The organism is Antrihabitans cavernicola (genome assembly GCF_008297975.1).
GTDB lineage: Bacteria > Actinomycetota > Actinomycetes > Mycobacteriales > Mycobacteriaceae > Antrihabitans > Antrihabitans cavernicola.
Window position 1 is genome coordinate 63,416 of record NZ_VLNY01000009.1, and the last position, 22,187, is coordinate 85,602.

29 protein-coding genes are annotated in these 22,187 nt (G+C 63.7%); 3 read left to right on the top strand and 26 right to left on the bottom strand.

The genetic code is table 11. The features are described from left to right. Positions 1-21: 21 nt before the first annotated feature. The 9 genes from truA to FOY51_RS18430 form a co-directional block, all read right to left on the bottom strand. Entirely contained in the window at positions 22-903 is an 882-nt protein-coding gene (gene truA / locus FOY51_RS18390) for a tRNA pseudouridine(38-40) synthase TruA (protein ID WP_149431722.1), read from the bottom strand. Positions 904-916: 13 nt separating this feature from the next. Further along, positions 917-1,663 carry a 50S ribosomal protein L17, sunset domain variant gene (rplQ, locus tag FOY51_RS18395; RefSeq protein ID WP_149431723.1) on the bottom strand — a complete coding sequence of 249 codons (747 nt, stop codon included), beginning with the start codon at positions 1,661-1,663 and terminating at the stop codon, positions 917-919. Between the two features lie 33 nt (positions 1,664-1,696). Next, entirely contained in the window at positions 1,697-2,761 is a 1,065-nt protein-coding gene (locus FOY51_RS18400) for a DNA-directed RNA polymerase subunit alpha (protein WP_149431724.1), read from the bottom strand. Between the two features lie 113 nt (positions 2,762-2,874). Then, positions 2,875-3,480: a 30S ribosomal protein S4 gene (gene rpsD, locus FOY51_RS18405; RefSeq protein WP_149431725.1), complete on the bottom strand. Its 606-nt coding sequence runs from the start codon at positions 3,478-3,480 to the stop codon at positions 2,875-2,877. Between the two features lie 18 nt (positions 3,481-3,498). After that, positions 3,499-3,912 carry a 30S ribosomal protein S11 gene (gene rpsK, locus FOY51_RS18410; protein WP_149431726.1) on the bottom strand — a complete coding sequence of 138 codons (414 nt, stop codon included), beginning with the start codon at positions 3,910-3,912 and terminating at the stop codon, positions 3,499-3,501. Beyond that, positions 3,912-4,289 carry a 30S ribosomal protein S13 gene (gene rpsM / locus FOY51_RS18415; RefSeq protein WP_149431727.1) on the bottom strand — a complete coding sequence of 126 codons (378 nt, stop codon included), beginning with the start codon at positions 4,287-4,289 and terminating at the stop codon, positions 3,912-3,914. Before rpsM ends, rpsK begins: the two co-directional genes overlap by 1 nt. Before the next feature lie 207 nt (positions 4,290-4,496). Further along, positions 4,497-4,610 carry a 50S ribosomal protein L36 gene (gene rpmJ / locus FOY51_RS18420; RefSeq protein ID WP_003938068.1) on the bottom strand — a complete coding sequence of 38 codons (114 nt, stop codon included), beginning with the start codon at positions 4,608-4,610 and terminating at the stop codon, positions 4,497-4,499. Between the two features lie 75 nt (positions 4,611-4,685). After that, positions 4,686-4,907: a translation initiation factor IF-1 gene (gene infA / locus FOY51_RS18425; RefSeq protein ID WP_003418601.1), complete on the bottom strand. Its 222-nt coding sequence runs from the start codon at positions 4,905-4,907 to the stop codon at positions 4,686-4,688. 270 nt (positions 4,908-5,177) lie between these two features. Continuing rightward, positions 5,178-6,017, bottom strand: a complete 840-nt coding sequence (locus tag FOY51_RS18430; RefSeq protein ID WP_149431728.1) for an LLM class F420-dependent oxidoreductase — start codon at positions 6,015-6,017, stop codon at positions 5,178-5,180. Between the two features lie 56 nt (positions 6,018-6,073). On the opposite strand from FOY51_RS18430, the gene dtd reads away from it, so the two are divergent. Next, complete coding sequence (dtd, locus tag FOY51_RS18435) at positions 6,074-6,505, top strand: D-aminoacyl-tRNA deacylase (protein ID WP_149431729.1); 432 nt, start codon at positions 6,074-6,076, stop codon at positions 6,503-6,505. A 3-nt stretch (positions 6,506-6,508) separates the two neighbouring features. On the opposite strand, the gene FOY51_RS18440 is transcribed toward dtd, so the two are convergent. The 10 genes from FOY51_RS18440 to rpsH form a co-directional block, all read right to left on the bottom strand. Beyond that, positions 6,509-6,946, bottom strand: a complete 438-nt coding sequence (locus FOY51_RS18440) for a hypothetical protein (protein WP_149431730.1) — start codon at positions 6,944-6,946, stop codon at positions 6,509-6,511. 45 nt (positions 6,947-6,991) lie between these two features. After that, positions 6,992-7,789 (bottom strand): type I methionyl aminopeptidase, encoded by a 798-nt coding sequence (map, locus tag FOY51_RS18445; protein WP_149431795.1) that lies wholly within the window; start codon positions 7,787-7,789, stop codon positions 6,992-6,994. Then, on the bottom strand, positions 7,789-8,334 hold the full coding sequence (locus FOY51_RS18450; RefSeq protein WP_149431731.1) for an adenylate kinase: 546 nt from the start codon (positions 8,332-8,334) through the stop codon (positions 7,789-7,791). The genes map and FOY51_RS18450 overlap by 1 nt, the downstream gene beginning before the upstream one ends. Continuing rightward, positions 8,331-9,653 carry a preprotein translocase subunit SecY gene (gene secY / locus FOY51_RS18455; protein ID WP_149431732.1) on the bottom strand — a complete coding sequence of 441 codons (1,323 nt, stop codon included), beginning with the start codon at positions 9,651-9,653 and terminating at the stop codon, positions 8,331-8,333. Before secY ends, FOY51_RS18450 begins: the two co-directional genes overlap by 4 nt. A gap of 192 nt (positions 9,654-9,845) precedes the next feature. Then, the gene (gene rplO / locus FOY51_RS18460; RefSeq protein ID WP_149431733.1) at positions 9,846-10,292 is read right to left on the bottom strand and encodes a 50S ribosomal protein L15; all 447 of its coding nucleotides are present in this window, start codon (positions 10,290-10,292) and stop codon (positions 9,846-9,848) included. A gap of 1 nt (position 10,293) precedes the next feature. After that, a complete protein-coding gene (rpmD, locus tag FOY51_RS18465) occupies positions 10,294-10,473 on the bottom strand; it encodes a 50S ribosomal protein L30 (RefSeq protein ID WP_149431734.1) in 180 nt (59 codons plus the stop codon). Beyond that, positions 10,473-11,144 (bottom strand): 30S ribosomal protein S5, encoded by a 672-nt coding sequence (rpsE, locus tag FOY51_RS18470; RefSeq protein WP_149431735.1) that lies wholly within the window; start codon positions 11,142-11,144, stop codon positions 10,473-10,475. The genes rpmD and rpsE overlap by 1 nt, the downstream gene beginning before the upstream one ends. Positions 11,145-11,175: 31 nt before the next feature. Then, positions 11,176-11,583: a 50S ribosomal protein L18 gene (gene rplR / locus FOY51_RS18475; protein ID WP_149431736.1), complete on the bottom strand. Its 408-nt coding sequence runs from the start codon at positions 11,581-11,583 to the stop codon at positions 11,176-11,178. 1 nt (position 11,584) lies between these two features. Further along, positions 11,585-12,124: a 50S ribosomal protein L6 gene (gene rplF, locus FOY51_RS18480; RefSeq protein WP_149431737.1), complete on the bottom strand. Its 540-nt coding sequence runs from the start codon at positions 12,122-12,124 to the stop codon at positions 11,585-11,587. A 13-nt stretch (positions 12,125-12,137) separates the two neighbouring features. Further along, entirely contained in the window at positions 12,138-12,536 is a 399-nt protein-coding gene (gene rpsH / locus FOY51_RS18485; RefSeq protein ID WP_149431738.1) for a 30S ribosomal protein S8, read from the bottom strand. Positions 12,537-12,960: 424 nt separating this feature from the next. On the opposite strand from rpsH, the gene FOY51_RS18490 reads away from it, so the two are divergent. Continuing rightward, a complete protein-coding gene (locus FOY51_RS18490) occupies positions 12,961-14,025 on the top strand; it encodes a YncE family protein (protein ID WP_149431739.1) in 1,065 nt (354 codons plus the stop codon). 78 nt (positions 14,026-14,103) lie between these two features. On the opposite strand, the gene FOY51_RS18495 is transcribed toward FOY51_RS18490, so the two are convergent. The 4 genes from FOY51_RS18495 to rplN are packed head-to-tail and all read right to left on the bottom strand — an operon-like array spanning position 14,104 to position 15,552. Beyond that, positions 14,104-14,289 (bottom strand): type Z 30S ribosomal protein S14, encoded by a 186-nt coding sequence (locus FOY51_RS18495; RefSeq protein ID WP_149431740.1) that lies wholly within the window; start codon positions 14,287-14,289, stop codon positions 14,104-14,106. A gap of 2 nt (positions 14,290-14,291) precedes the next feature. Then, positions 14,292-14,870, bottom strand: coding sequence for a 50S ribosomal protein L5 (gene rplE, locus FOY51_RS18500; RefSeq protein ID WP_149431741.1), 579 nt, complete (start codon positions 14,868-14,870; stop codon positions 14,292-14,294). Then, complete coding sequence (rplX, locus tag FOY51_RS18505; RefSeq protein WP_149431742.1) at positions 14,870-15,184, bottom strand: 50S ribosomal protein L24; 315 nt, start codon at positions 15,182-15,184, stop codon at positions 14,870-14,872. Before rplX ends, rplE begins: the two co-directional genes overlap by 1 nt. Beyond that, positions 15,184-15,552: a 50S ribosomal protein L14 gene (gene rplN, locus FOY51_RS18510; RefSeq protein WP_149431743.1), complete on the bottom strand. Its 369-nt coding sequence runs from the start codon at positions 15,550-15,552 to the stop codon at positions 15,184-15,186. Before rplN ends, rplX begins: the two co-directional genes overlap by 1 nt. Before the next feature lie 312 nt (positions 15,553-15,864). Between rplN and FOY51_RS18515 the strand changes: the two genes are divergently transcribed. After that, positions 15,865-17,184 (top strand): SidA/IucD/PvdA family monooxygenase, encoded by a 1,320-nt coding sequence (locus FOY51_RS18515; RefSeq protein WP_235916477.1) that lies wholly within the window; start codon positions 15,865-15,867, stop codon positions 17,182-17,184. Here the strand turns inward: FOY51_RS18515 and nbtC are convergent. From nbtC to FOY51_RS18530, 3 genes are read right to left on the bottom strand one after another with little or no spacing between them, the layout of a single operon-like run. Beyond that, a complete protein-coding gene (gene nbtC, locus FOY51_RS18520) occupies positions 17,122-20,118 on the bottom strand; it encodes a nocobactin polyketide synthase NbtC (protein ID WP_149431744.1) in 2,997 nt (998 codons plus the stop codon). The genes FOY51_RS18515 and nbtC overlap by 63 nt on opposite strands. Then, the gene (locus FOY51_RS18525) at positions 20,111-21,421 is read right to left on the bottom strand and encodes a beta-ketoacyl [acyl carrier protein] synthase domain-containing protein (RefSeq protein ID WP_149431745.1); all 1,311 of its coding nucleotides are present in this window, start codon (positions 21,419-21,421) and stop codon (positions 20,111-20,113) included. Before FOY51_RS18525 ends, nbtC begins: the two co-directional genes overlap by 8 nt. Beyond that, positions 21,418-22,182, bottom strand: a complete 765-nt coding sequence (locus FOY51_RS18530) for a thioesterase II family protein (protein WP_149431746.1) — start codon at positions 22,180-22,182, stop codon at positions 21,418-21,420. The genes FOY51_RS18525 and FOY51_RS18530 overlap by 4 nt, the downstream gene beginning before the upstream one ends. Between the last annotated feature and the right edge of the window lie 5 nt (positions 22,183-22,187).

The following is a 22,187-nucleotide window of genomic DNA, read 5'->3' on the forward strand; positions in this document are numbered from 1 at the left end:
ATTGTGCCCCAACCCTCGAGCTCAGCCGCAGCACCCGGGCAACGCAGGCCGCACATCACGCGTCTCGGCATTGCGCGCGGCAAGATCGTCGTCGGCCGGGTAGTCGACCCGAACCAGGCTCAATCCCAGTGCGGGAGCGACCAACACGCTGCTGGAGCGCTGCCGCTCGTCGAGCAGGCCGATCGCCCATTCCGGCGTTCGACGCCCCTCACCGACGGCAAGGACCGCGCCGATCAGACTTCGCACCATCGACCAACAGAACGCGTCCGCGCTCACGTGCGCGGTAAGCCGATCCCCAACCTGCACCCACTCGAAACGCTGCAGTTCACGGATGGTCGTCGCATTCTCTTTGCGTCGGCAGTAGGCGGCGAAATCGTGCAGGCCGAGCATTCCGGTGGACGCCGTCTGCATGGCGTCGATGTTCAACGGCCTGCGCGTACTGACCACACTCCGAGCTTCCAGCGGATCGGCACCGGACAGCGCTGTGCTGAAACGGTACTCGTAGTGACGTCGAATCGCAGAGAATCGCGCATCGAACGCGGTTGGGGCAACAGAGATTCGGGTGATCCGCACGTCCGGCGGCAACAATCGTGCGAGCCGGTGCACCAGGCGATCGAAGTCGTCCGGCACGGAACTGACATCGACATGCGCCACCTGCCCCTGCGCGTGCACGCCTGCGTCGGTACGTCCGGCGACGGTCAGCAGCAGCGGCTCGCGGAGCACCCGGCTCAACGCATCCTCGAGCACACCGCACACGGTGCGCAGGTCGGGCTGGCGAGCCCAGCCGGAGAAATCTGTTCCGTCGTAGGCGATGTCGAGTCGCAGGCGGGTACCAGCAGCAACGAGCCCGCCACCGATGTTCTCGGTGACGGGCTCGTCGTCGGTGTTGTCTTCCGACAGCATCAGTGCCTAGTGACTAGGACTCACGCTGCGACGGCGGCAGCAGGTAGCCTGCGGCCTCCGCGTCGTCGGCAGTCGCGAACCAGATCTCCGCGACGGTCGAGTTGTAGAAACGGCTGTCCGGGACGTGGTACAGCTTCGAGTCGGCGTTGCCCTTGATCGGGAAACCTTCCGGCTGCGAACCGTCTTCCAGCGGAGCGTGCGCACCGGCGGGAAGCTCGGTGGCGGCAGCTGCGCTGGACTCGTCCGTGACACCCTCGGCGACGGCGTCGGCGTTGGCAACCTCGGCCTCGGTGGCGTCGGCCTCGACGGCCGCAACCACGTTCTGATCGTCGGCTGCGGCAGCCGCAGTCGCCTTCTTGGACGCGGCCGCGCGGGTTGCGCGAGTCGCCTCGTTGGAGGCCGTCTTCTCACGGACCAGCTCGATGATGGCCATCGGAGCGTTGTCACCCTTGCGGGGGACGGTCTTGATGATCCGGGTGTAGCCACCGTCACGGTCCGCGAACGACGGGCCGATCTCCGCGAACAGGGCGTGCACGACGTCCTTGTTGCGGATCACCTTCAGCACCTCGCGGCGATGCGCGAGCGTGCCTGCCTTGGCATGGGTGACGAGCTTTTCCGCGTACGGACGCAGCGCTTTTGCCTTGGACTCGGTGGTGGTGATGCGGCCGTGCTCGAACAGCGCGGTTGCCAGGTTGGCGAAAATCGCCTTCTGGTGCGAAGCCGACCCGCCGAAGCGAGCACCCTTCTTGGGCTTGGGCATTTCAAATCTCCTAGTAAGGACCCAGTGAGCTGATTACAGCTGTTCGGTCTCGGCGTAATCCTGGTCGGTGCCCTCGGCATCGTGGAACGCACCGGCGTCGGTGTCGCTCCAGGTGCCGGTGACGGCGTCGTATCCGGCAACCTGCGACGGGTCGAACGACGCGGGGCTGTCCTTGAGCGAGAGGCCCAGCGAATGCAGCTTGACCTTCACCTCGTCGATGGACTTCTGCCCGAAGTTGCGGATGTCGAGCAGGTCGGACTCCGTGCGGGCAACCAGCTCGCCGACGGTGTGAACACCCTCGCGCTTGAGGCAGTTGTACGACCGGACAGTGAGATCCAGATCCTCGATCGGCAGCCCGAAGGATGCGATGTGATCGGCCTCGGCGGGCGAGGGTCCGATCTCGATGCCTTCGGCTTCGACGTTCAGCTCACGAGCGAGACCGAACAGCTCCACCAGGGTCTTACCGGCCGAAGCCAGCGCATCCCGTGCGGTGATGGAGTTCTTGGTCTCGACATCGAGGATCAACTTGTCGAAGTCGGTGCGCTGCTCGACGCGGGTGGCCTCGACCTTGTAGGTCACCTTGAGCACCGGCGAGTAGATCGAGTCGACCGGGATGCGGCCGATCTCGGCGCCGGACGCCTTGTTCTGAACAGCCGGGACGTAGCCGCGACCGCGCTCGACGACCAGCTCGATCTCGAGCTTGCCCTTGTCGTTCAAGGTGGCGATGTGCATGTCCGGGTTGTGCACGGTGACGCCGGCCGGGGGCACGATGTCGCCTGCGGTGACAGCGCCGGGGCCCTGCTTGCGGACGTACATGGTGACCGGCTCGTCCTCTTCGGAGCTCACGACGAGACCCTTGAGGTTCAGGATGATGTCGGTGACATCTTCCTTCACACCGGGGACGGTGGTGAATTCGTGCAGGACGCCGTCGATGCGGATGCTGGTGACAGCAGCGCCGGGGATCGACGAGAGCAGCGTGCGGCGGAGCGAGTTGCCGAGTGTGTAGCCGAAGCCAGGCTCGAGCGGCTCGATGACGAACTTCGAACGGTCGTCAGCAAGGACCTCTTCGGTCAATGTCGGTCGCTGCGAAATGAGCATGTGTGTTTCCTCCTGTACGGACGTCCGCTATTTGACGCCCACGTTTGTGCGGCTACGCCGCCGTGCGTGAAGTCGGGTGCTCTGGCACCCAACTTCACGCACGGCCGTATGCCTTACTTCGAGTAGTACTCGACGATCAGCTGTTCCTGGAGCGGAACATCGATCTGCGCACGCTCGGGAACCTGGTGAACCAGGATCCGCAGCCGGCCACCGATGACCTGCAGCCAGCCGGGGACCGGGCGATCGCCCTGGGTCTCCTTGGCAATCTGGAACGGCAGCGTCGCCAGCGACTTCTCCTTGACATCGATGATGTCGTACTGCGATACGCGGTAGCTGGGGATGTCGACCTTCTTGTTGTTGACCAAGAAGTGGCCGTGGCTGACGAGCTGACGAGCCTGGCGGCGCGTGCGAGCAAGTCCGGCGCGGTACACGACGTTGTCGAGACGGGTCTCGAGAATGGTCAGCAGGTTCTCGCCGGTCTTACCCTTGAGGCGGTTGGCCTCCTTGTAGTACAGGCTGAACTGCTTCTCCATGACGCCGTAGGTGAAGCGAGCCTTCTGCTTCTCCTGCAGCTGGAGCAGGTACTCGCTCTCCTTGATCCGCGCGCGACCGTGCTGGCCGGGCGGGTAGGGGCGACGCTCGAACGCCTGGTCGCCTCCGACGAGGTCGACGCGCAGACGACGCGACTTGCGGGTGATGGGTCCGGTATAACGAGCCATTGTTTTTCTTCCTTCCCGCTAGACGCGACGACGCTTGGGCGGACGGCAGCCGTTGTGCGGCTGGGGGGTGACATCAGAGATGGTGCCGACTTCGAGTCCGGCAGCCTGCAGCGAACGAATCGCGGTCTCGCGGCCGGAGCCGGGACCCTTCACGAACACGTCGACCTTCTTGACACCGTGCTCCTGGGCCTTGCGGGCAGCGTTCTCCGCAGCGAGCTGGGCCGCGAACGGAGTCGACTTGCGCGAGCCCTTGAAGCCGACGTGGCCCGACGACGCCCACGAGATGACGTTGCCGTTGGGGTCGGTGATCGAGACGATCGTGTTGTTGAAGGTGCTCTTGATGTGAGCGTTGCCGAGCGGGATGTTCTTCTTGTCCCTGCGACGCGCCTTTTGAGTCTTCTTCGGACCGCTGGTCCGTGTCTTGGGGGGCATTACTTCGCCTTCTTCTTGCCGGCAATGGTGCGCTTGGGGCCCTTACGGGTACGCGCGTTGGTCTTGGTGCGCTGTCCACGAACGGGCAGACCACGACGGTGGCGAAGACCCTGGTAGCAGCCGATCTCGATCTTGCGACGGATATCCGCCTGCACCTCGCGGCGAAGGTCACCCTCGACCTTGAGATCCGAACCTTCGATGAAGTCGCGAAGCTTCGCGAGATCCTCGTCGTTCAGATCCTTGCTGCGCAGGTCCGGGTTGACGCCGGTTGCACTGAGGATTTCCTTGGAGCGGGTACGGCCGATGCCGTAGATGTAGGTCAGTGCGATCTCCATCCGCTTTTCGCGGGGCAGATCAACACCCGAAAGACGTGCCATGTGGCATTTTCCTTATCGCTGTTGGAGGTTTTCTCCCAGTCCGTCCCCTCGTCTTGTGGGGCCCCGGCCTCCGGTCCGGGGGTGATCCGCACTGTGTGTGCGGATGGCTCTGGGAGGTCTTCTGTGACGACTGCTTGCAGGTCGTCACGGTCTAACACTTCTTACTTCTTGCCAAGCCGATCGCGATCGGTACTCGGGTGGTGCTAGCTAGCCCTGACGCTGCTTGTGGCGCAGGTTCTCGCAGATCACCATGACTCGCCCGTTACGACGAATCACCTTGCACTTTTCGCAGATCTTCTTGACGCTCGGCTGAACCTTCACGTCTGTCCAATCTCCTGTTTGTCGTGCCCACTGATCATGGGCACAGTTGTCCCCGGCCGAAACGGCCGAGAAGGCTTACTTGTAGCGGTAAACGATGCGCCCGCGCGAAAGGTCGTAGGGCGAAAGCTCAACGACCACCCGATCTTCGGGAAGGATGCGAATGTAGTGCTGACGCATCTTTCCGCTGATGTGCGCGAGTACCTTGTGGCCGTTCTCGAGCTCAATGCGGAACATCGCATTGGGCAGGGGTTCGACTACTCGGCCCTCGACTTCGATGGCCCCGTCCTTCTTCGCCATATCCTCCGCGATCCTGGCTCGTAAACCCTGGTTGGTTGCAGCTGTTTCCGTTACGGTGATGCGCACTGGCTCGATCCACCGGCCGCAGAACGTAGGCCGGGTCAGGAAGAACCTGGATCGGGCACGCAGACAACCGGCGCGCAGAGCGCACCGTTGATCCACTTTACGGGAATTTACCCACCAGGCCAAATGCCGCCTGCCGCTCCCCTTTGCGCTGATCACGAGCATAAGGTGGCAATCCACTCGCGGATCGCCACCTTCTACTCGTGATCAATGGGGAAACAGCACCTCGGCGAGCGCGCTCAAGGTCGGGATCGGGCTGTCCTTCGGCGGCAGCACCTGGATCGCGACGTGATCGGCGCCTGCGTCGATATGCGCGCGGAGACCTGCTGCGATCTGGGCGGCGCTGCCGTGCAGAGCCAGTGCGTCGATCAGTCGGTCACTGCCGCCGTCGGCGATGTCCGCGTCGGTGAATCCGAGCCGCTTCAAGTTGTTCACGTAGTTCTTCAGGTGCAGGTACGGATTGTCGACGGTCTTGCGGCCGATCGCGCGCGCGGCATCGGCGTGATCGTCGAGAACGACCTTCTGCTCGGGCGCCAGAATTGCTTCGGTCCCGAGAATCTCGCGCGCCTCGCGGGTGTGTTCGGGCGTCGTCAGATAGGGGTGCGCACCGGCTCCCCTTGCCGTGGACAGCGTCAGCACCTTCGGCCCCAGCGCCGCCAGCACCCGCCGGTCGGCAGGCACGCCGTGCTGATCCAGCTCGTCGAGATAGTCGACGAGCGCTTGGTACGGGCTGCGATATTCGGCCGTCGCTTCCGGATGCCCGACGCCGACTCCCAGCAAGAACCGGCCAGGGTACTTCGCGTCGATCCGATGCACCGACTCCGCGATCGCCTTGGCGGACGTGCTCCAGATGTTGACGATGCCGGTCGCGACCTTCAACGTGGTCGTCGCCTGCAGCAACGGTTCGACCATCTCCAGTTCGTTTCCCGGTGAGCCGCCGAGCCACAACGTGCCGTAACCCAGCCGCTCGATCTCCGCTGCCGACTCCGGCGTAAATCCGCCGTAGTGCCGCCATACTCCGTACTTCCCCAAATCGATGTCAGCCATACTTCGCCCAACCACCGATGCGTGCGTGAGATTCCCTGTGGTGCACCATCGGAGCGATGCGAGCACTGGTACAGCGGGTGAGTTCGGCGTCGGTCAGCGTCGAGGGCCGGGTAGTCGGCAGGATCGAACCCGACGGACAAGGTTTGGTGGTGCTGGTCGGCGTCACGCATTCCGACACCGACGCGATTGCAACTGCTCTCGCCCGGAAGGTCTGGTCGTTGCGGATTCTCGACGGCGAACGGTCGGCGGCCGATCTGAATGCACCGATTCTGGTGGTCAGCCAGTTCACCCTCTACGCGGACACGGCGAAGGGGCGGCGGCCGAGCTGGTCGGCTGCGGCGCCCGGCGCGATCGCCGAACCACTGGTCGACGCCTTCGCGACCGAATTACGCAAGCTCGGAGCGACCGTCGAGACAGGAGTCTTCGGCGCACACATGCAGGTCAGTCTGGTCAACGACGGCCCGGTGACCATCCTCGTCGAGCTCTGACGATCACGTCGCAGCGAACGTTTCGAATCCCGGCACGAGCGTGCTTGCCCCGTCGCTCCAGGTCACCGTTGCCACGATCTGGCCGGCGCCGGTGAACACTCCCGGCGGGTAGATCATCGTGTGAAACGGGCCGACAGGGGTGGTTCCGGCAGCGCCCGTCGACAGATTCACCCAGTGCACGTCCATCACATGCGCCGACATGCAGAGGCTCGGGTTGAATGCGTTGCACATCGGAGTCACGTCGAACACCGTGCGACCCGGAACCTGACCGGTCGTCGCGGTGACCGTTTCGGTGCTGATCGGCCACGGGTCGCCCGTGAATCCGGTACTCGACAGCGGAAACGACGTGACGACCGGATCTGCGGCGGCGTTGCCGGCTCCCGCAACCACACCGGCGGCAATCAACCCGGAAAGAATCCCTACGATCGCGCGAGCCTTCATGACTACTACGTCGAATGCGCGAAACAGAACGTTTCGCGCAGCGAACTACTCCGGTCGCAGCGTGAGAATCCGCGGACCGTTTTCGGTGACAGCAACTGTGTGCTCCCAGTGGGCAGCACGCGTGCCGTCGGTGGTGACCACAGTCCAGTCGTCGTCGAGAGTCTCGGTCTGCGTCGTACCGAGCGTGAGCATCGGTTCGATCGCCAGCACCGACCCGATCACCAGATCCGGACCACGACCGGGTGCACCCTCGTTTGCGAGGAACGGTTCCATATGCATTTCGCGACCGATGCCGTGACCGCCGTAGCCGTCGACGATCCCGTACTTGCGTCCGTCCTTCGCCTCGGCAGCGTAGGTGCCCTGCTCGATAGCGTTCGACACATCGGTCAGCCGATTGCCCGGCAGCATCGCGGCGATGCCTGCCTCCATCGAGGTGCGCGTGGCATCGCTGAGTAGCTGGTCGGCCTCGATGATCTGGCCGACACCGAAGGTCCACGCCGAGTCGCCGTGCCACCCGTCGAGGATGGCGCCGCAGTCGATCGACACCAGATCGCCTTCGGCCAGCAACTCGGTGGCGGACGGAATCCCGTGCACCACACGGTCGTTCACCGACGAGCAGATCGAGCCGGTGAATCCGTGATAGCCGAGGAACGACGGCACCGCGTTGGCGTCGCGGATGACCTGCTCGGCAATGCGATCGAGTTCCAGCGTCGAAACGCCGGGTACAGCCGCTTTGCGAACGGCAACCAGAGCGGCTCCGACGATCGCGCCGGCCGCGGCCATCGCATCGAGCTCACCTGCTGTGCGGAACGGGACGACCTTCCGCTTGCGGCCGAAAGCCATCACTTGCCGATTGCAGCCAGAGCGCGCTTGTTGACTTCGTCGACCTCGCCGATGCCGTCCACGGAAACAACGAGACCGTCGTAGTGATCGAGCAGCGGAGCGGTCTCGTCGCGGTAGACCCGAAGGCGGTTGCGGATTACGTCCTCGCTGTCGTCGGCGCGACCGCGGGCGAGCATGCGCTCGACGACCACGTCTTCGTCGACCACCAACGAGAGCACCGCATCCAACTTGGTGTTCAGATCGGCGAGGATGCCTTCGAGCGCCTCGGCCTGATCGACCGTGCGCGGAAAGCCGTCGAGCAGAAAGCCGTTGACCGCGTCGGGCTCGACAACGCGCGCCTGCACCATGCGATTGGTGATCTCGCTCGGCACCAGATCGCCGGCGTCGAGGTACTTCTTCGCCTCGAGACCGACCGGTGTTTCCTGGCCGATGTTGGCCCGGAAGAGGTCACCCGTCGAGATGTGCGGAATGCCGAGCTTCTCCGACAACAGGTCGGCCTGCGTGCCTTTTCCGGCACCGGGGGGACCAAGCAATACGAGTCTCACTTGAGGAACCCTTCGTAGTTACGCTGCATCAACTGGCTTTCGATCTGCTTCACGGTGTCCAACCCGACGCTCACCATGATGAGTACCGCAGTACCGCCGAACGGCAGGTTCTGCGCACCACCCGACGAGCCGATGTCGAGGAACAGGTTCGGCAGTACGGCGACGATACCCAGGTAGATCGAGCCGGGCAGAGTGATTCGACTCAGGACGTGCTGGAGGTAATCCGCCGTCGGCCTACCCGGTCGAATACCGGGAATGAAGCCGCCGAACTTCTTCATCTCGTCGGCGCGTTCCTCCGGGTTGAAGGTGATCGCGACATAGAAATACGTGAAGAAGACGATCAAGCCGAAGTAGATGGCGATATAGACGGGGTTACCCGGGTTCACCAGGTATTGCTGGATAATCTTCTGCCACCAGCTGGGATTGGCCGCGGTGTTCGAGTTGGTCAGCTGAGCAACCAAGTTCGGCAGATACAGCAGCGACGACGCGAAGATCACCGGGATGACACCGGCCTGGTTGACCTTGAGCGGCAGATAGGTCGACGACCCGCCGTACATCTTGCGGCCGACCATGCGTTTCGCGTATTGCACAGGAATGCGGCGCTGGCCTTGCTCGACGAAGACGACGGCGGTCACGATCGCGAGGGCCGCAACACAGACCAGCCCGAAGACCAGGCCGCCGCGGCTGTCGAGGATGCCCTTGCCCTCGGACGGAATGCGCGATGCGATACCGGCGAAGATCAGCAGCGACATGCCGTTGCCGACGCCACGCTCGGTGATCAGTTCGCCGAACCACATGACCATCGCGGCGCCGGCGGTCATGACCAGCACGATGATGATCAGGCCGAAGATGCTCTCGTCGGCGATGATGTCTTGTTCACAGCCTTGCAGCAACTGACCGCGAGCGGCGAGGGCGACGAGGCCGGTGGCCTGCAGAATTGCCAGCGCGATCGACAGGTAGCGCGTGTACTGGGTCATCTTCGCTTGACCGGACTGGCCCTCCTTGCGGAGTTCCTCGAACCGGGGAATGACGACCGTCAGCAGCTGGACGATGATGCTCGCCGTGATGTACGGCATGATGCCGATCGCGAAGACCGACAGGTGTAGCAGCGCGCCGCCGGAGAAGAGGTTGATCAGCTGGTAGATGCCAGCCGAATCGCCACCGGAAACCTGGTCGATACAGGCTTTGACGTTCTTGTAGTCGACGCCGGGCGACGGCAGAGCCGCGCCGAAGCGGTACAGGGCAACCAACCCCAGCGTGAAGAGGATCTTCCGCCTCAAGTCCGGGGTCCTGAAGGCCGACACGAAGGCGGAAAGCACTAATCCTCCTGGCGAGCGACGTAACCGCGAATCGGCTCGTTGGACTGAGCTATTCGCCGGTACGTCTGGACAGACAACTCTTGAACTCTAACAGTGGCGCCTGGTGCGCCGACCCGACGAGCTATCCGACGGTACTTGCTTCGATGGCCGTGCGGCAGCACAGGGCTGCCGCACGGCCATCAGATCAAGCTGTCAGGCCAGCTCGGTGGTGGTGCCACCGGCTGCCGTGATCTTTTCCTTCGCGGAACCGGTGAACTTGTTCGCGGTCACCTGAACGGAGACCGTCAGTTCGCCGTCGCCCAGAACCTTCACGAGCTGGTTCTTGCGGACCGCGCCTGCTGCGACGAGTTCCTCGACACCGATCTGTCCACCCTTGGGGAACAGTCGGGCGATGTCGCCGACATTGACGACCTGGTACTCGGTACGGAACGGGTTGGTGAAGCCCTTGAGCTTCGGAAGCCGCATGTGCAGGGGCATCTGTCCACCCTCGAACGCCGCTGGCACGTTCTTACGCGCCTTGGTGCCCTTGGTACCGCGACCCGCGGTCTTACCGCGCTTGCCACCTTCACCACGGCCGACACGGATCTTGTCGGACTTGGCACCCGGGGCAGGCTTGAGATGGTGCAACTTGATGGTCATATCAGACCTCCTCAACTGTCACGAGGTGGCGCACAACATTGACCAGGCCACGGTTCTGCGCGTTGTCCTCACGGACGACGGACTGGCGGATCTTGCGCAGTCCGAGAGTGCGCAGGCTGTCGCGCTGGTTCTGCTTGGTGCCGATGGTGCTCTTGATCTGGGTGACGCGAATGTCAGCCATTACTTCACACTCCCAGCTGCTGCTGCCTGTGCACGTGCACGCAGCATTCCGGCCGGTGCCACTTCCTCGACGGTGAGGCCACGGCGAGCCGCAACCTCTTCGGGGCGCTGCAGGCTCTTGAGCGCAACAACGGTGGCGTGGACGACGTTGATCGCGTTGTCGCTACCGAGCGACTTGGCGAGGATGTCGTGGATTCCCGCACATTCCAGGACTGCACGGCATGCGCCACCGGCGATGACACCGGTACCCGGGCTGGCCGGACGCAGCATGACGACACCGGCCGCCGCCTCACCCTGAACCGGGTGGACGATGGTGGAGCCGATCATCGGGACGCGGAAGAAGCTCTTGCGAGCCTCCTCGACACCCTTCTGGATGGCGGCGGGAACTTCCTTGGCCTTGCCGTATCCGACACCGACCAGGCCGTTGCCGTCACCCACGATGACGAGGGCGGTGAAGCTGAAGCGTCGACCACCCTTGACCACCTTGGACACACGGTTGATCGCAACGACGCGCTCGAGATGATTGCTCTTCTCGGCGGGCGCTCCGCGACCGTTGTCGCGGCCACCGCGACCCCCGCGGTTGTCGCCACCGCGGTTGTTGTTGTTATCGGTGCTTGGACCGTTTGCTCCGGCGGGTCCGCTTCCGCCGTCACGCCTTTGACGTCCCGGCATCAGGCTTTCCTTCCGTTCGACTTCGTGCTCATTAGAATTTCAATCCGCTCTCGCGGGCCGCGTCTGCCAGGGCCGCGATGCGGCCGTGGTAGTCGTGGCCACCGCGGTCGAAGACCACGGCCTCGACGCCGGCTGCCTTGGCGCGCTCAGCGATGAGCTGACCGACCTTGGCACCCTTGGCCGACTTGTCGCCCTCGAATGCACGGACGTCGGCCTCGATGGTCGACGCTGCTGCCAGGGTGCGACCGGTCAGGTCGTCCACCAGCTGTGCATGGAGGTGGCGCGAGGAACGGTTCACGACGAGGCGCGGACGATCCGCGGTGCCGGAAACCTTCTTGCGCAAGCGGAAATGACGACGCGTCTTCGACAGACGACGCGTGGTGGACGCATCCTTGCCCAGCGGAATGCGCTTGGCTTTCTGGTTTGCAGTCTGGCTCATATCACTTACCCGTCTTTCCGACCTTGCGGCGGATCTGCTCACCCTCGTACCGCACGCCCTTGCCCTTGTACGGGTCGGGGCGACGCAGCCTGCGGATGTTGGCCGAAATCTGGCCGACCTTCTGCTTGTCGATGCCGGAGACCGAGAACCGGGTGGGCGTCTCGACGGCGAACGTGATGCCGTCGGGTGCCTCGATCGGAACCGGGTGGCTGTAACCGAGTGCGAACTCGAGGTCCTTGCCCTTGAGTGCGACGCGGTAACCGACGCCGTGGATCTCCATCTTCGTGGTGTAGCCCTGGGTCACACCGGTGACCAGGTTCTGCACCAGGGTGCGGGTCAGGCCGTGCAGCGCGCGGCTGCGACGCTCGTCGTCGGGACGGGTGACGCTGATGGCGCCGCTCTCGTCCTTGGCAACGGCGATCGGCTCGGCGACGGTCAGTTCCAGGGCGCCCTTGGGGCCCTTGACCGCGACCTTCTGGCCATCGATGTTGACGTCAACGCCCGCGGGGACGGTGACAGGAAGCTTTCCAATACGCGACATGGTGTGGCCTCCCCTACCAGACGTAGGCGAGGACTTCCCCGCCTACTCCCTGCTTGGCCGCCTGACGATCGGTGAGCAGACCGGTCGACGTGGAAATGATCGCCACGCCGAGGCCGCCCAGGACCTTGGGCAGGTTGGTGGATTTCGCGTATACGCGAAGGCCGGGCTTCGAGACACGGCGCACGCCGGCGAGGCTGCGCTCGCGGCTCGGGCCGTACTTGAGGTCGACGATGAGGGTCTTGCCCACCTCGGCGTCCTCTGTGCGGAAGTCGGAGATGTAGCCCTCACGCTTCAGGATCTCGGCGATGTTCGCCTTGATCTTGCTGTGCGGAAGCTTCACCTCATCGTGGAACGCCGAGTTGGCGTTGCGCAGACGTGTCAAAAAGTCTGCAATGGGATCGGTCATGGTCATGGTTCGACCTCGACACCTTTCTCGTTGCGGTTCCCATTCAACATCCGCACTTGCGCACGGATCGTGGGCCTACAACAATTCGGCTGGTCCGATCGACAGTTGCCGATCGGCATGAGTTCGTGCCACCTGCAGGCACAGCTGTGCCCAGGCAACCGCTCTAGTGTAGAGAACTCGGCGCTAGGGGCCAAATCGACTACGCCGACCGCCTCGGGTACGACGATATGTCCCGAATGACCCTTGTTACGCCGTCGATACGACGGGCGGCAGTCCGATCGACGCCGCTGCGTCGATCCGCTACCCCGAAATGGCAAATTTTCAGCGAATTGTCTGCGTGGCAGGTTTCAGCGGAGTTAGCCTGTTTGGCGTGCAAATACGGTCGTTGTCTCTGAACTACCGCGCGGTTTTATGCCTGATGTTGACGGCAATGGTCTCTTTTGTCGGACTGCCGGCCATCGCTTCGGCCAATCCGTCCATTCCGGGAAGTTCGAGTGGTGCCGCCGGACCGATCTGGCTGCCGAATTACGGCAACGATTCGATCATTGCCATAAACCCGGCAACCATGCAGATCGAGACGACGATTCCGAACGCCGGCGATCACCCTCTCGTGATCAAAGAAGAGACTCCTGATCACTCCAGGCTCTTCGTCGCCAACTTCGGACCGTTCTCCTCGTACATCTCGGTGATCGACGTCGCGAGCCGATCGGTCATCACGCGGATACCGACGCTGCTGGCTTCGTACTGCGTGATCCAGCTGTCGCACGACGGCCGCTATCTCTACGTGCCGACCGCGGCCTCGGTCATGCAGGTGATCGACACGCATTCACTCGCGGTCGTGCGGACGATCCCGTTGTGGCTTCCGCCGAGCATCGGTCATGTGGAGTTGTCGCCGGACGACAAGCAGTTCTACACGGTCAACTCCGCCGGGTTCGGAACGAAATACGACACCGCCAGCGGCGCACCACTCGCGCCGCCGATATTTCTCGACGGCACCGCCGGCGGCTGGGGCGCCACCAGCACTGACGGCCGAACCTTCTATTCGGTGAACTTCTTCGGCGGCGTCACAGCGGTCGACACGCAATCCTGGCGAGTGAAATACGTAATCCCGACCGCAATTTCCGACGGGCCGATTTCGGCGACACTGACCCCGGACGGCCGACAAATCTGGATCTGCAATTACCAGGCGAACAACATCATCGTCGCCGACACTGCTACCGGAGCAATCGTGCGGACCATCCCCACGCAGGGCGGCGCCGTGTACGCGGGCTTCTCCGGTGATGGTAAGACCGCCTACATCACCACCGTGGCCGACGGCGCATGGCTGCCGGCATGGAACCCGTTGATCGGTCAGTACTACGCGAAGGACGAGGCGTACTGGGCGACGCTGCTCAATCTCGACACATCGGTGTCCGCCTACGACATCCCGACCGGCACGTTCGGCAAATCGCTGACGGTGAAAGGCGCATTCACCGCGGGAACGTATCCGGGATAGCGCGACGCCCCCAACGACCGAAGGTCACCTTCCCACCGTCTAACGGCAGGAAGGTGACCTTCGGTTTCGCAGGTGCGCTTACCAGGAGCTCTTGTGCACACCCGGCAGCTCGCCGGCGTGTGCCATCTCCCGGAGGCAGATGCGGCACAAGCCGAACTTGCGGTAGACAGCGTGCGGACGACCGCACCGCTGGCAGCGCGTGTATGCGCGAACCGCGAACTTGGGCTTCTTGTTGGCCTTGTTGACCAGCGCTGTCTTCGCCATGCTCAGTTCTCCTTGAACGGGAAGCCGAGCTGCTTGAGCAGCGCACGGCCTTCTTCGTTGTTGGTAGCCGTGGTCACGACGGTGATGTCCATACCGCGCGGCCGATCGATCTTGTCCACGTCGATTTCATGGAACATCGACTGCTCGTTGAGCCCGAACGTGTAGTTGCCGTTGCCGTCGAACTGCTTCGGCGACAGACCGCGGAAGTCCCTGATACGCGGAAGCGCAACGGAGACAAGACGATCGAGGAACTCCCACATCCGGTCGCCGCGCAGCGTGACGCGCGCGCCGATCGGCATGCCTTCGCGGAGCTTGAACTGCGCGATGGACTTACGAGCCTTGCGGATCTCGGGCTTCTGGCCGGTGATCAGGGCGAGGTCGTTGACCGCACCGTTGATCAGCTTCGCGTCACGGGCGGCGTCGCCGACACCCATGTTCACGACAACCTTGACGACGCCGGGGATCTGCATGACGTTGGCGTAGTTGAACTCTGCGTTCAGCGCGTCCTTGATCTCGGCGCGGTAGCGCGCCTTCAGTCGAGGCTGAACCTTGGTGTTCGCTGCATTTTCTGTGGTAGTCATCAAATGTCCTTCCCGCTCTTACGGGAGATCCGAACCCGCTTGCCGTTGTCGTCGGTGCGGTAACCCACGCGAGTGGAGTTGCCGTCCGAGTCGACGACAGCCACGTTCGACACATGGATCGGGGCTTCCTGGGTGACGATGCCGCCCGAGGATGCGCCGCGCTGGTTCGCAGAGACCGGTGTGTGCTTCTTGATTCGGTTCACGCCTTCGACCAGGACCTTCTCGGTCGCGGGGTAGGCCTGAATGACCTTGCCCTTCGCGCCCTTGTCCTTACCCGAGATGACGAGAACGGTGTCACCCTTGTGCACCTTCATCACAGCACCTCCGGGGCGAGCGAAACGATCTTCATGAACTTCTTCTCACGCAGCTCACGGCCGACGGGGCCGAAGATGCGGGTACCACGGGGGTCGTTGTCCGGCTTGATGAGAACGGCTGCGTTCTCGTCGAAGCGGATGTACGAACCGTCCGGGCGACGACGCTCCTTGACGGTGCGCACGATGACGGCCTTGACGACCTCACCCTTCTTGATGTTGCCGCCGGGGATGGCGTCTTTCACTGTGGCGACGATGACGTCGCCGATCCCGGCATAGCGGCGCGACGAGCCACCGAGAACGCGGATGCACAAGATTTCCTTGGCTCCCGTGTTATCAGCGACGCGCACTCGCGACTCCTGCTGAATCACTCAATTCTCCTTGACCTGGCTTGAAGTTCGAACCTCGACGGCACGCGTGAGCGCTGATCGAGAATTCGATGTCCGCCGGATTTCCGACCCGACGAACATGGTCATGTCACCACCCGGACAGCGCCTACCAGCGGTTTTGATGCCACCACTGAGGTTCACTGCCGAATTGCGGGCATAACGACCCGCGAGCAACCGGTCCAGCCTATGCGAAACCCCAGGTCGACACCAAATCTTGCCCTCGCGCACCGCACGAAGAAGAACCAGATAAGGTGAGCCTAACCAATCTGGCAAGCAGAACCGAAATGGGGCCCGGTGGACACACTCCTGGTCGTCGGCGGCGGACCGAAAGCGCTCGCGGTCGCAGCGAAGGCCGCCGTCATGCGAGAACTCGGCCTGGACGCGCCGCGCGTAGTAGTCGTCGAGTCTCACGCCGTCGGCGCGAACTGGCTGGGCATCGGCGGTTGGACCGACGGTAGCCATCGGCTCGGCACCAGCCCCGAGAAGGACATCGGATTTCCGTACCGATCGAGCGTGGTCCGCGGGCACAACCATCGGATCAACGAGAAGATGCTCGGGTTCAGTTGGATCTCGTTCCTGATCGAGCACGGCAACTACGCGGAGTGGATCGACCGAGGCCGACCCAACCCGCAGCACCACCGCTGGGCCGGCTATCTGCAATGGGTTGCCCACAAGATCGAACTGGATCTCGTCATCGGCACAGCGACGGCAGCGACACTCGACGGCGACCGCTGGGACGTGACGGTGGAAAGCGCCGACGGCACCACGACACAACTCGACGCGGATGGGCTGATGATCACCGGCCCCGGCGCAAGCGGTTCCGCCCTGAGCAGGCATCCGCGAATACTGAGCATCGCCGAGTTCTGGGACCTGGCCGGTCGACGCGAACTCCCTACCGCACTGCAGGCAGCGGTAATCGGCGGCGGTGAGACCGCCGGCTCGGCGTTGAACGAGCTGGCACGCCACGACGCCATGACCATTTCGGTGATCTCCCCTACCGCGACGCTCTACAGCCGCGGCGAAAGCTATTTCGAGAACGCGATGTTCAGCGATCCCGCCAAATGGAGCGCGTTGAGCGTGGATCAACGACGCGACGTCATTCGCCGCACCGATCGCGGCGTCTTCTCGATTCGCGTGCTCGATTCGCTGCTCGGCGACGACCGCATCTATCACCTGCAAGGTCGAGTCACCGGCGCACATTCCAGGGGCGACTTGGTGGAACTGACGCTGCACAACGACTCGCAGCTCGAGCAGACCCACGCCTTCGATCTGGTCGTCGACGCGACAGGCGGTCAGCCGCTGTGGTTTCTCGACCTCCTGACACCCGACGCCGTCGATGCACTGGAGCTTGCGGTCGGCTGGCCGACCAGCCAGGAGCAGATCGAATCGTCGATCGGCTACGACCTCGCCGTGCAAGGTCTGACACCCAAACTCTTCCTACCGAACCTCGCGGGAGTCGCGCAGGGACCTGGTTTCCCAAATCTAAGCAGCCTGGGGCTGCTATCCGACCGCGTGCTGCGTTCACCCCGACTGAGAGCGGCGTCGGCGGCTTCAGCCGATCAGAGACACCACTTCGTCCAACGAGGCACCGCCGAGAATCGCGGTGACCGGTAGATCGCGCTTCAGCTCGGACTCGATCCGCTTACGAAGATCCAAGGCCTGCAAGGAATCCAATCCGAGGGCGACCAACGGCACGGAGCCGTCGATCGCCTCGGCGGTGTCCATCCCCATCACCGTGCGCAGCGCGAACCGCACTCGCTCGGCGGTGTCCACTGGACCGGGCACGGTCGGTTCCGGATCAGGCTGCGGCGCAACGACCTCGGCCGGTGCCGCTCCCTGATCGTCGAGTTCCGAGAACGTCGGGCCGAAGCCGTAGACGGCGAAGATCTCCCGAATGCGGCTCCAGTTCGCTGCCGCGACAATCGAGTTGCCTGCACGCGCAGTGATACCCGCGGCAACAGCATCCGCGGGAGCAATCGGGAGCAAACCCGCACCGCTGATACGTGATTCGGCATCGGCATTGCTCGAGCCTGTCTCTCGCCACAGCCCCCACTGCACCGACACACAATCGATGCCCCGGCCGCGGTACTCGTAGGCAAGGGCATCGAGCAATCGATTGACTCCCGCATACACCAGGTGTCCGCGCCCGCCGAGCGTGGCAGACAGCGACGAGCACAAGACAACCTTGACATCGTCCGAGGTCGGAAAGTGTTGCAGCACAGTATCGATACCGATCACCTTCGCTGCGGCGGCAGCCCGCACGTCACCCGACGCGGCGGCGTCGTAGTCGACGGCCGCATGGACGATCAGGTCGGCAGGTGTGACCGCATACTCGGCGGCTAGTGCACGAACAGCGCCTTCGTCTCCGACGTCGCAGACACGCACCACCACCTCGGTGTCACCCAGACTCCGACTTCGAGTCACCTGTTCCAGAGCGGCTGCCGAGCCTCCCGACCTGCTGAGCAACGTGATTCGACCGGCACCGCGCAGAGCGAACTGCTCGCAGAACTCGAGTCCGAGCTTGCCCGTACCGCCCACGATCACCACTTCACGTAACGCTGCAACATCGAGCGGATCGTCGTGCGTCGCATCTTCGACGACCAGCCGCTTCGCGTAGATGCCGCCGTCCCGGACAGCCAGTTCGGGTTCGCTCGCCGTGTGAATAGCGGCCAGCAGTGTTTTACCCGAGAGTTCCTCACCCGCAGCAAGATCGAGATGGCGGAAGGCAACGCCGACATGCTCGGATGCGAGGCAGCGGAAACCCGACGCCGCGGCCGCATGGAAAGGTGCGAGCGAATCGCCGGGCAGCACCGCTTCGCCACCGACGGTGACGAGCCAAACTTCCTCGATGCCACCGTCGAACGACGGCAACCAAGTCTGCTCGCCGACGAACCCGGCAAACTCATCCACCGCGCCACCGATTTCACCGGCACCTGGTGGAAGGAGAATGACGGCGGTGTCGGCACCGACATCCGAAAAGGCAGCAGTCGCACCCTGTCGTGGCGCCGCTGCGATCACGTCCGCCGCGAAACCATCGCATCGGCCGGTGTGATCGACGATTGCGATGGAACGTGGTCGCACCAGCTTCCGACGCTCGAGGCGTACCCACGATTCGACCAACTGCTGCGGCGGGTGCGTCTGGACCTCGCGCACCGGGCTCGGTTCGACGGCGTAGTCGAAACGCGCCCACAGCTTCTTCGCCGCCATCGAGGTGTTGGGGAAGTCGAACAACGGCGGGCGCGGTGTGTCGTCTCCGCTCTTGCGCAATGCATCCCACCGATACCCTGCATCGTTGACAGCAACCGCCGCGACGTTGCGGGTGAATTCGCGCAACGTCTCGGCTTTGCGTCGCGACGTCCCGATCACCTGGAATGCGCGCGGCTCCGGCACCGTGGACAGATTCTCCTGGATGGAGAGCAGGAGCGCAGGATGGTCTGCGATCTCCACGTAGGTGTCCACACCGTGCGCAGCAGCGTCGGTGATCGCGCGATCGAAGCGCACCTTGTTTCGCAGGTTCCAGTACCAGTACTCGCCGACAGGCAGATCTGCGGTGATCGGGCCACCGAGGGTGGCGCCGATGCATGGAATCTGCGGTTCCGCGAATTCCGGGTTGTCCAGCTTGCCAAGCAGTTCGGCACCCATCTCGGCACGGAACTTGCTGACGATCGACGTATGCGCGGGATAGGCGACACGAATCTCTTTGGCGAACTTTCCCTTTGCGGTGAGTTCGGCCACCATCTCCAGCACGGTCGGTCGTTCTCCCGAGATGGCGAGCACGTGGGCAGAGTTGATCACCGACAGTTCCGCCCAGCCCGAATTGCGCGCGAGCAGGTCCTCGCATTCGTCGCGATCGACTCCCAGTACGGCCATCGAGTAACCGTGTACCTCGAGAGTGTCCACCAGTTTCGCCCGCAGCGTTACCACACGCACGCCGTCGGCCAACGTCTGCATCTCGGCGATACATGCCGCGGCGATCTCGCCTTGACTGTGTCCGACCGCGGCAGCCGGTGCGACGCCGACGTCGCGCCACATCGCGGCAAGCCCGATCATCTGCATGAAAAGCGCGGGCTGCACCACGGTCACATCGTCACCGAATTCACCGTCGCCGAGCAGGTACGCGAGCGGCGAAATGCTGTACAGCTCTTGGAAGATGGCTTCGCATTCGTCTACGGCAGTCTTGAACGCGGGCGAGAGCCGGTAATAGAGGGTGCCCATCCCTGGGTACTGACTGCCCTGGCCGGGAAAGACATAGCCGATACGTCGGGAGGTGGCCGCCCCGGCGCTCACGACCACATCCACGTGTTCGGTGCCGTCCGCGACAGCGCGTAGTGCGTCGATCAATCGGTCGCGGTCGGTGACCATCGCCAGTGCGCGGTAGCGCCGGGCGGTGCGCGTGCGAAAGAGCGCGTCGGACACGGCGTTCGGCGTGACGTTCGGCCGGTCCTCGACATAGGAGAGGATGGCTGCCGCCTCGCGACGCAGCAACTCCGCTGAGTCCGAGCTCAGCAGCACCGGAACGGTGCCGTCGGGAAGTCGATAGTCAGCCACGGGCTTCCTCCATCACGGGCATGGCAACGATGGTGTGCGCGTTGGTTCCTGCGACCCCGAACGACGAGACTGCGCCATACCGAACGCCGTCGACGGGCTCCCAGTCCTGCAGCGTCTCGGCCAGACGCAGGCCGGAACCCTCCCAGTCGACGCTGCGCGACGGATTGTCGGCGAAGCGGGTGGGCGCGATCTGGCCGTGAAAGCCACTGAGCAGCAATTTGATCAACCCCAACATCCCGGACGCTGCCTGCGAATGGCCAAGATTCGACTTCACCGAGCCGAGCACCGGAGCCCCCGCGGTGCCGTACACCCGTTGCAGCGCGCCGAGTTCCAACGGGTCACCGACGGCTGTACCGGTACCGTGGCCCTCGATCATGGCCACGTCCGACGCTGCAATACCCGCTGCGCGCACCGTCTTACGAATCAGTTGTTCCTGGGCATCGGCACTCGGTACAGCGATCGCAGCACCTTTGCCGTTGTGATTGATGCGAGTCGCGAGCACCCGCCCGTAGATACGATGCCCGAGCTGCCTGGCTCGCAATTCCGACTCGACGACCACAACACCAGCGCCTTCGCCCCACAGGGTCCCCGATGCATCCTCGGAGTAGGGCCTGCAGTGGCCGTCCGTCGACAACGCATTGTTCTTGGAGAACTCGAAGAAAGCTGCGGGCGATCCCATCACACAGACCGCACCTGCGAGCGCCCACTCGCATTCACCATCGCGCACGGCATTCGCCGCCAGATGCAGGGCAGACAACGACGACGCACACGCCGTGTCCACACTGATCGAAGGACCCACCAGGCCAAGACAATTGGAGATCCGACCCGCGGCCGCGCCGAGAGCCGTTCCGGTCGCCCGGTATCCGCTGTGCTCGGTGACGGCCGCGGCGGGTGGACCGTACTCGGTGACGGATACACCCATGTAGCAACCGACGTCGGCACCGTCGAGCGTCGCCGGATCGATTCCCGCGTTCTCCAACGCGCGCCAGGCGACACGCAGAATCACGCGCTGCTGCGGATCCATTGCAACCGCTTCCCGCGGTGATATCCCGAAGAAGGCAGGGTCGAATTCCGTTGCACCATCGAGAAACCCGCCCGAATCGCAGACCCGCCCCCAGCCCTCCAGATCGGAAAGCGACAGCAGCTGATCGATCGGCCAGTCGCGATCGCGCGGGAACGGCCCGGTGAGGTCCTTCGATTCCGCCAGCGCGGACCAATACTGAGACAGCGTTTCGACACCGCCGGGGGCCTCGACCGCCATACCTGCGATGACGATGTGATCGATGTCCACCAACGAGGTCATCGGGTCACCGGCTGCCGTGCCGATTCGCCAACGAGTACGTCTGCGATTCCCGCAACATGATCGTGCAGATAGAAGTGGCCGCCGTCGAACATCGTGACCTCCAGCTCTTGCGCGGTGTGCTGCTGCCACCCGTACAGATGGCCCATGGTCACGAAGTCGTCGTCGCTGCCGCCCAATGCGTGTACCGCTGCATCGACAACGACGTCGTCGGCGCACGAGTACGCGTCGAATGCGGCATAGTCGGATTTCAAGGCGGGCAACGCCATTCGCATCAGTTCTCGGTTGCCCAGCACATCGCTGCCGGTGCCGTCGAGTCCGGACACGTGATCGAGCAGCTGCTCGTCTTCGGTGGGATGCGGCGGCATCTGCTCCACCGCACTCGGGGCCACCGCGCCGGAGACCGCGAGCAGCCGCACCGCTGCGCCGGCGGCTTCCGCCCGTCTCGCGATCTCGAACGCCACGATCGCTCCCATGCTGTGGCCGAAGATGGTGATGGGCGCACCGGTGTTCAGCGGCGAGCGCGCGAACTCGTCGAATGCTCCGCCCGCGAGCTCGGGGAGGGACGCCTTGGCAGGCTCCTGCGCCCGATCCTGGCGGCCCGGGTACTGGAACAGGCTCACATCGAAGTTCTCACTCAGAGCCTTGGAGAACGGCCGGTAAGTCGATGCGCCGCCACCCGCATGCGGGCAGATCAGCAGCGGCGGATTGTCCGTCGCCCGCGTCTTGTGAAACTTTCTGATCCAGCCCGGAGTGCTAGCCATTGTCT

Bases quoted from the DNA above. Each gene is read 5' to 3' on its own strand.
- truA (WP_149431722.1), bottom strand. From the start codon at position 903: ATGCTGTCGGAAGACAACACCGACGACGAGCCCGTCACCGAGAACATC.
- rplQ (WP_149431723.1), bottom strand. From the start codon at position 1,663: ATGCCCAAGCCCAAGAAGGGTGCTCGCTTCGGCGGGTCGGCTTCGCAC.
- FOY51_RS18400 (WP_149431724.1), bottom strand. From the start codon at position 2,761: ATGCTCATTTCGCAGCGACCGACATTGACCGAAGAGGTCCTTGCTGAC.
- rpsD (WP_149431725.1), bottom strand. From the start codon at position 3,480: ATGGCTCGTTATACCGGACCCATCACCCGCAAGTCGCGTCGTCTGCGC.
- rpsK (WP_149431726.1), bottom strand. From the start codon at position 3,912: ATGCCCCCCAAGACACGGACCAGCGGTCCGAAGAAGACTCAAAAGGCG.
- rpsM (WP_149431727.1), bottom strand. From the start codon at position 4,289: ATGGCACGTCTTTCGGGTGTTGATCTGCCCCGCGAAAAGCGGATGGAG.
- infA (WP_003418601.1), bottom strand. From the start codon at position 4,907: ATGGCGAAGAAGGACGGGGCCATCGAAGTCGAGGGCCGAGTAGTCGAA.
- FOY51_RS18430 (WP_149431728.1), bottom strand. From the start codon at position 6,017: ATGGCTGACATCGATTTGGGGAAGTACGGAGTATGGCGGCACTACGGC.
- dtd (WP_149431729.1), top strand. From the start codon at position 6,074: ATGCGAGCACTGGTACAGCGGGTGAGTTCGGCGTCGGTCAGCGTCGAG.
- FOY51_RS18440 (WP_149431730.1), bottom strand. From the start codon at position 6,946: ATGAAGGCTCGCGCGATCGTAGGGATTCTTTCCGGGTTGATTGCCGCC.
- map (WP_149431795.1), bottom strand. From the start codon at position 7,789: ATGGCTTTCGGCCGCAAGCGGAAGGTCGTCCCGTTCCGCACAGCAGGT.
- rplO (WP_149431733.1), bottom strand. From the start codon at position 10,292: ATGACCATCAAGTTGCACCATCTCAAGCCTGCCCCGGGTGCCAAGTCC.
- rpmD (WP_149431734.1), bottom strand. From the start codon at position 10,473: ATGGCTGACATTCGCGTCACCCAGATCAAGAGCACCATCGGCACCAAG.
- rpsE (WP_149431735.1), bottom strand. From the start codon at position 11,144: ATGCCGGGACGTCAAAGGCGTGACGGCGGAAGCGGACCCGCCGGAGCA.
- rplR (WP_149431736.1), bottom strand. From the start codon at position 11,583: ATGAGCCAGACTGCAAACCAGAAAGCCAAGCGCATTCCGCTGGGCAAG.
- rplF (WP_149431737.1), bottom strand. From the start codon at position 12,124: ATGTCGCGTATTGGAAAGCTTCCTGTCACCGTCCCCGCGGGCGTTGAC.
- rpsH (WP_149431738.1), bottom strand. From the start codon at position 12,536: ATGACCATGACCGATCCCATTGCAGACTTTTTGACACGTCTGCGCAAC.
- FOY51_RS18490 (WP_149431739.1), top strand. From the start codon at position 12,961: ATGGTCTCTTTTGTCGGACTGCCGGCCATCGCTTCGGCCAATCCGTCC.
- FOY51_RS18495 (WP_149431740.1), bottom strand. From the start codon at position 14,289: ATGGCGAAGACAGCGCTGGTCAACAAGGCCAACAAGAAGCCCAAGTTC.
- rplE (WP_149431741.1), bottom strand. From the start codon at position 14,870: ATGACTACCACAGAAAATGCAGCGAACACCAAGGTTCAGCCTCGACTG.
- rplX (WP_149431742.1), bottom strand. From the start codon at position 15,184: ATGAAGGTGCACAAGGGTGACACCGTTCTCGTCATCTCGGGTAAGGAC.
- FOY51_RS18525 (WP_149431745.1), bottom strand. From the start codon at position 21,421: ATGACCTCGTTGGTGGACATCGATCACATCGTCATCGCAGGTATGGCG.
- FOY51_RS18530 (WP_149431746.1), bottom strand. From the start codon at position 22,182: ATGGCTAGCACTCCGGGCTGGATCAGAAAGTTTCACAAGACGCGGGCG.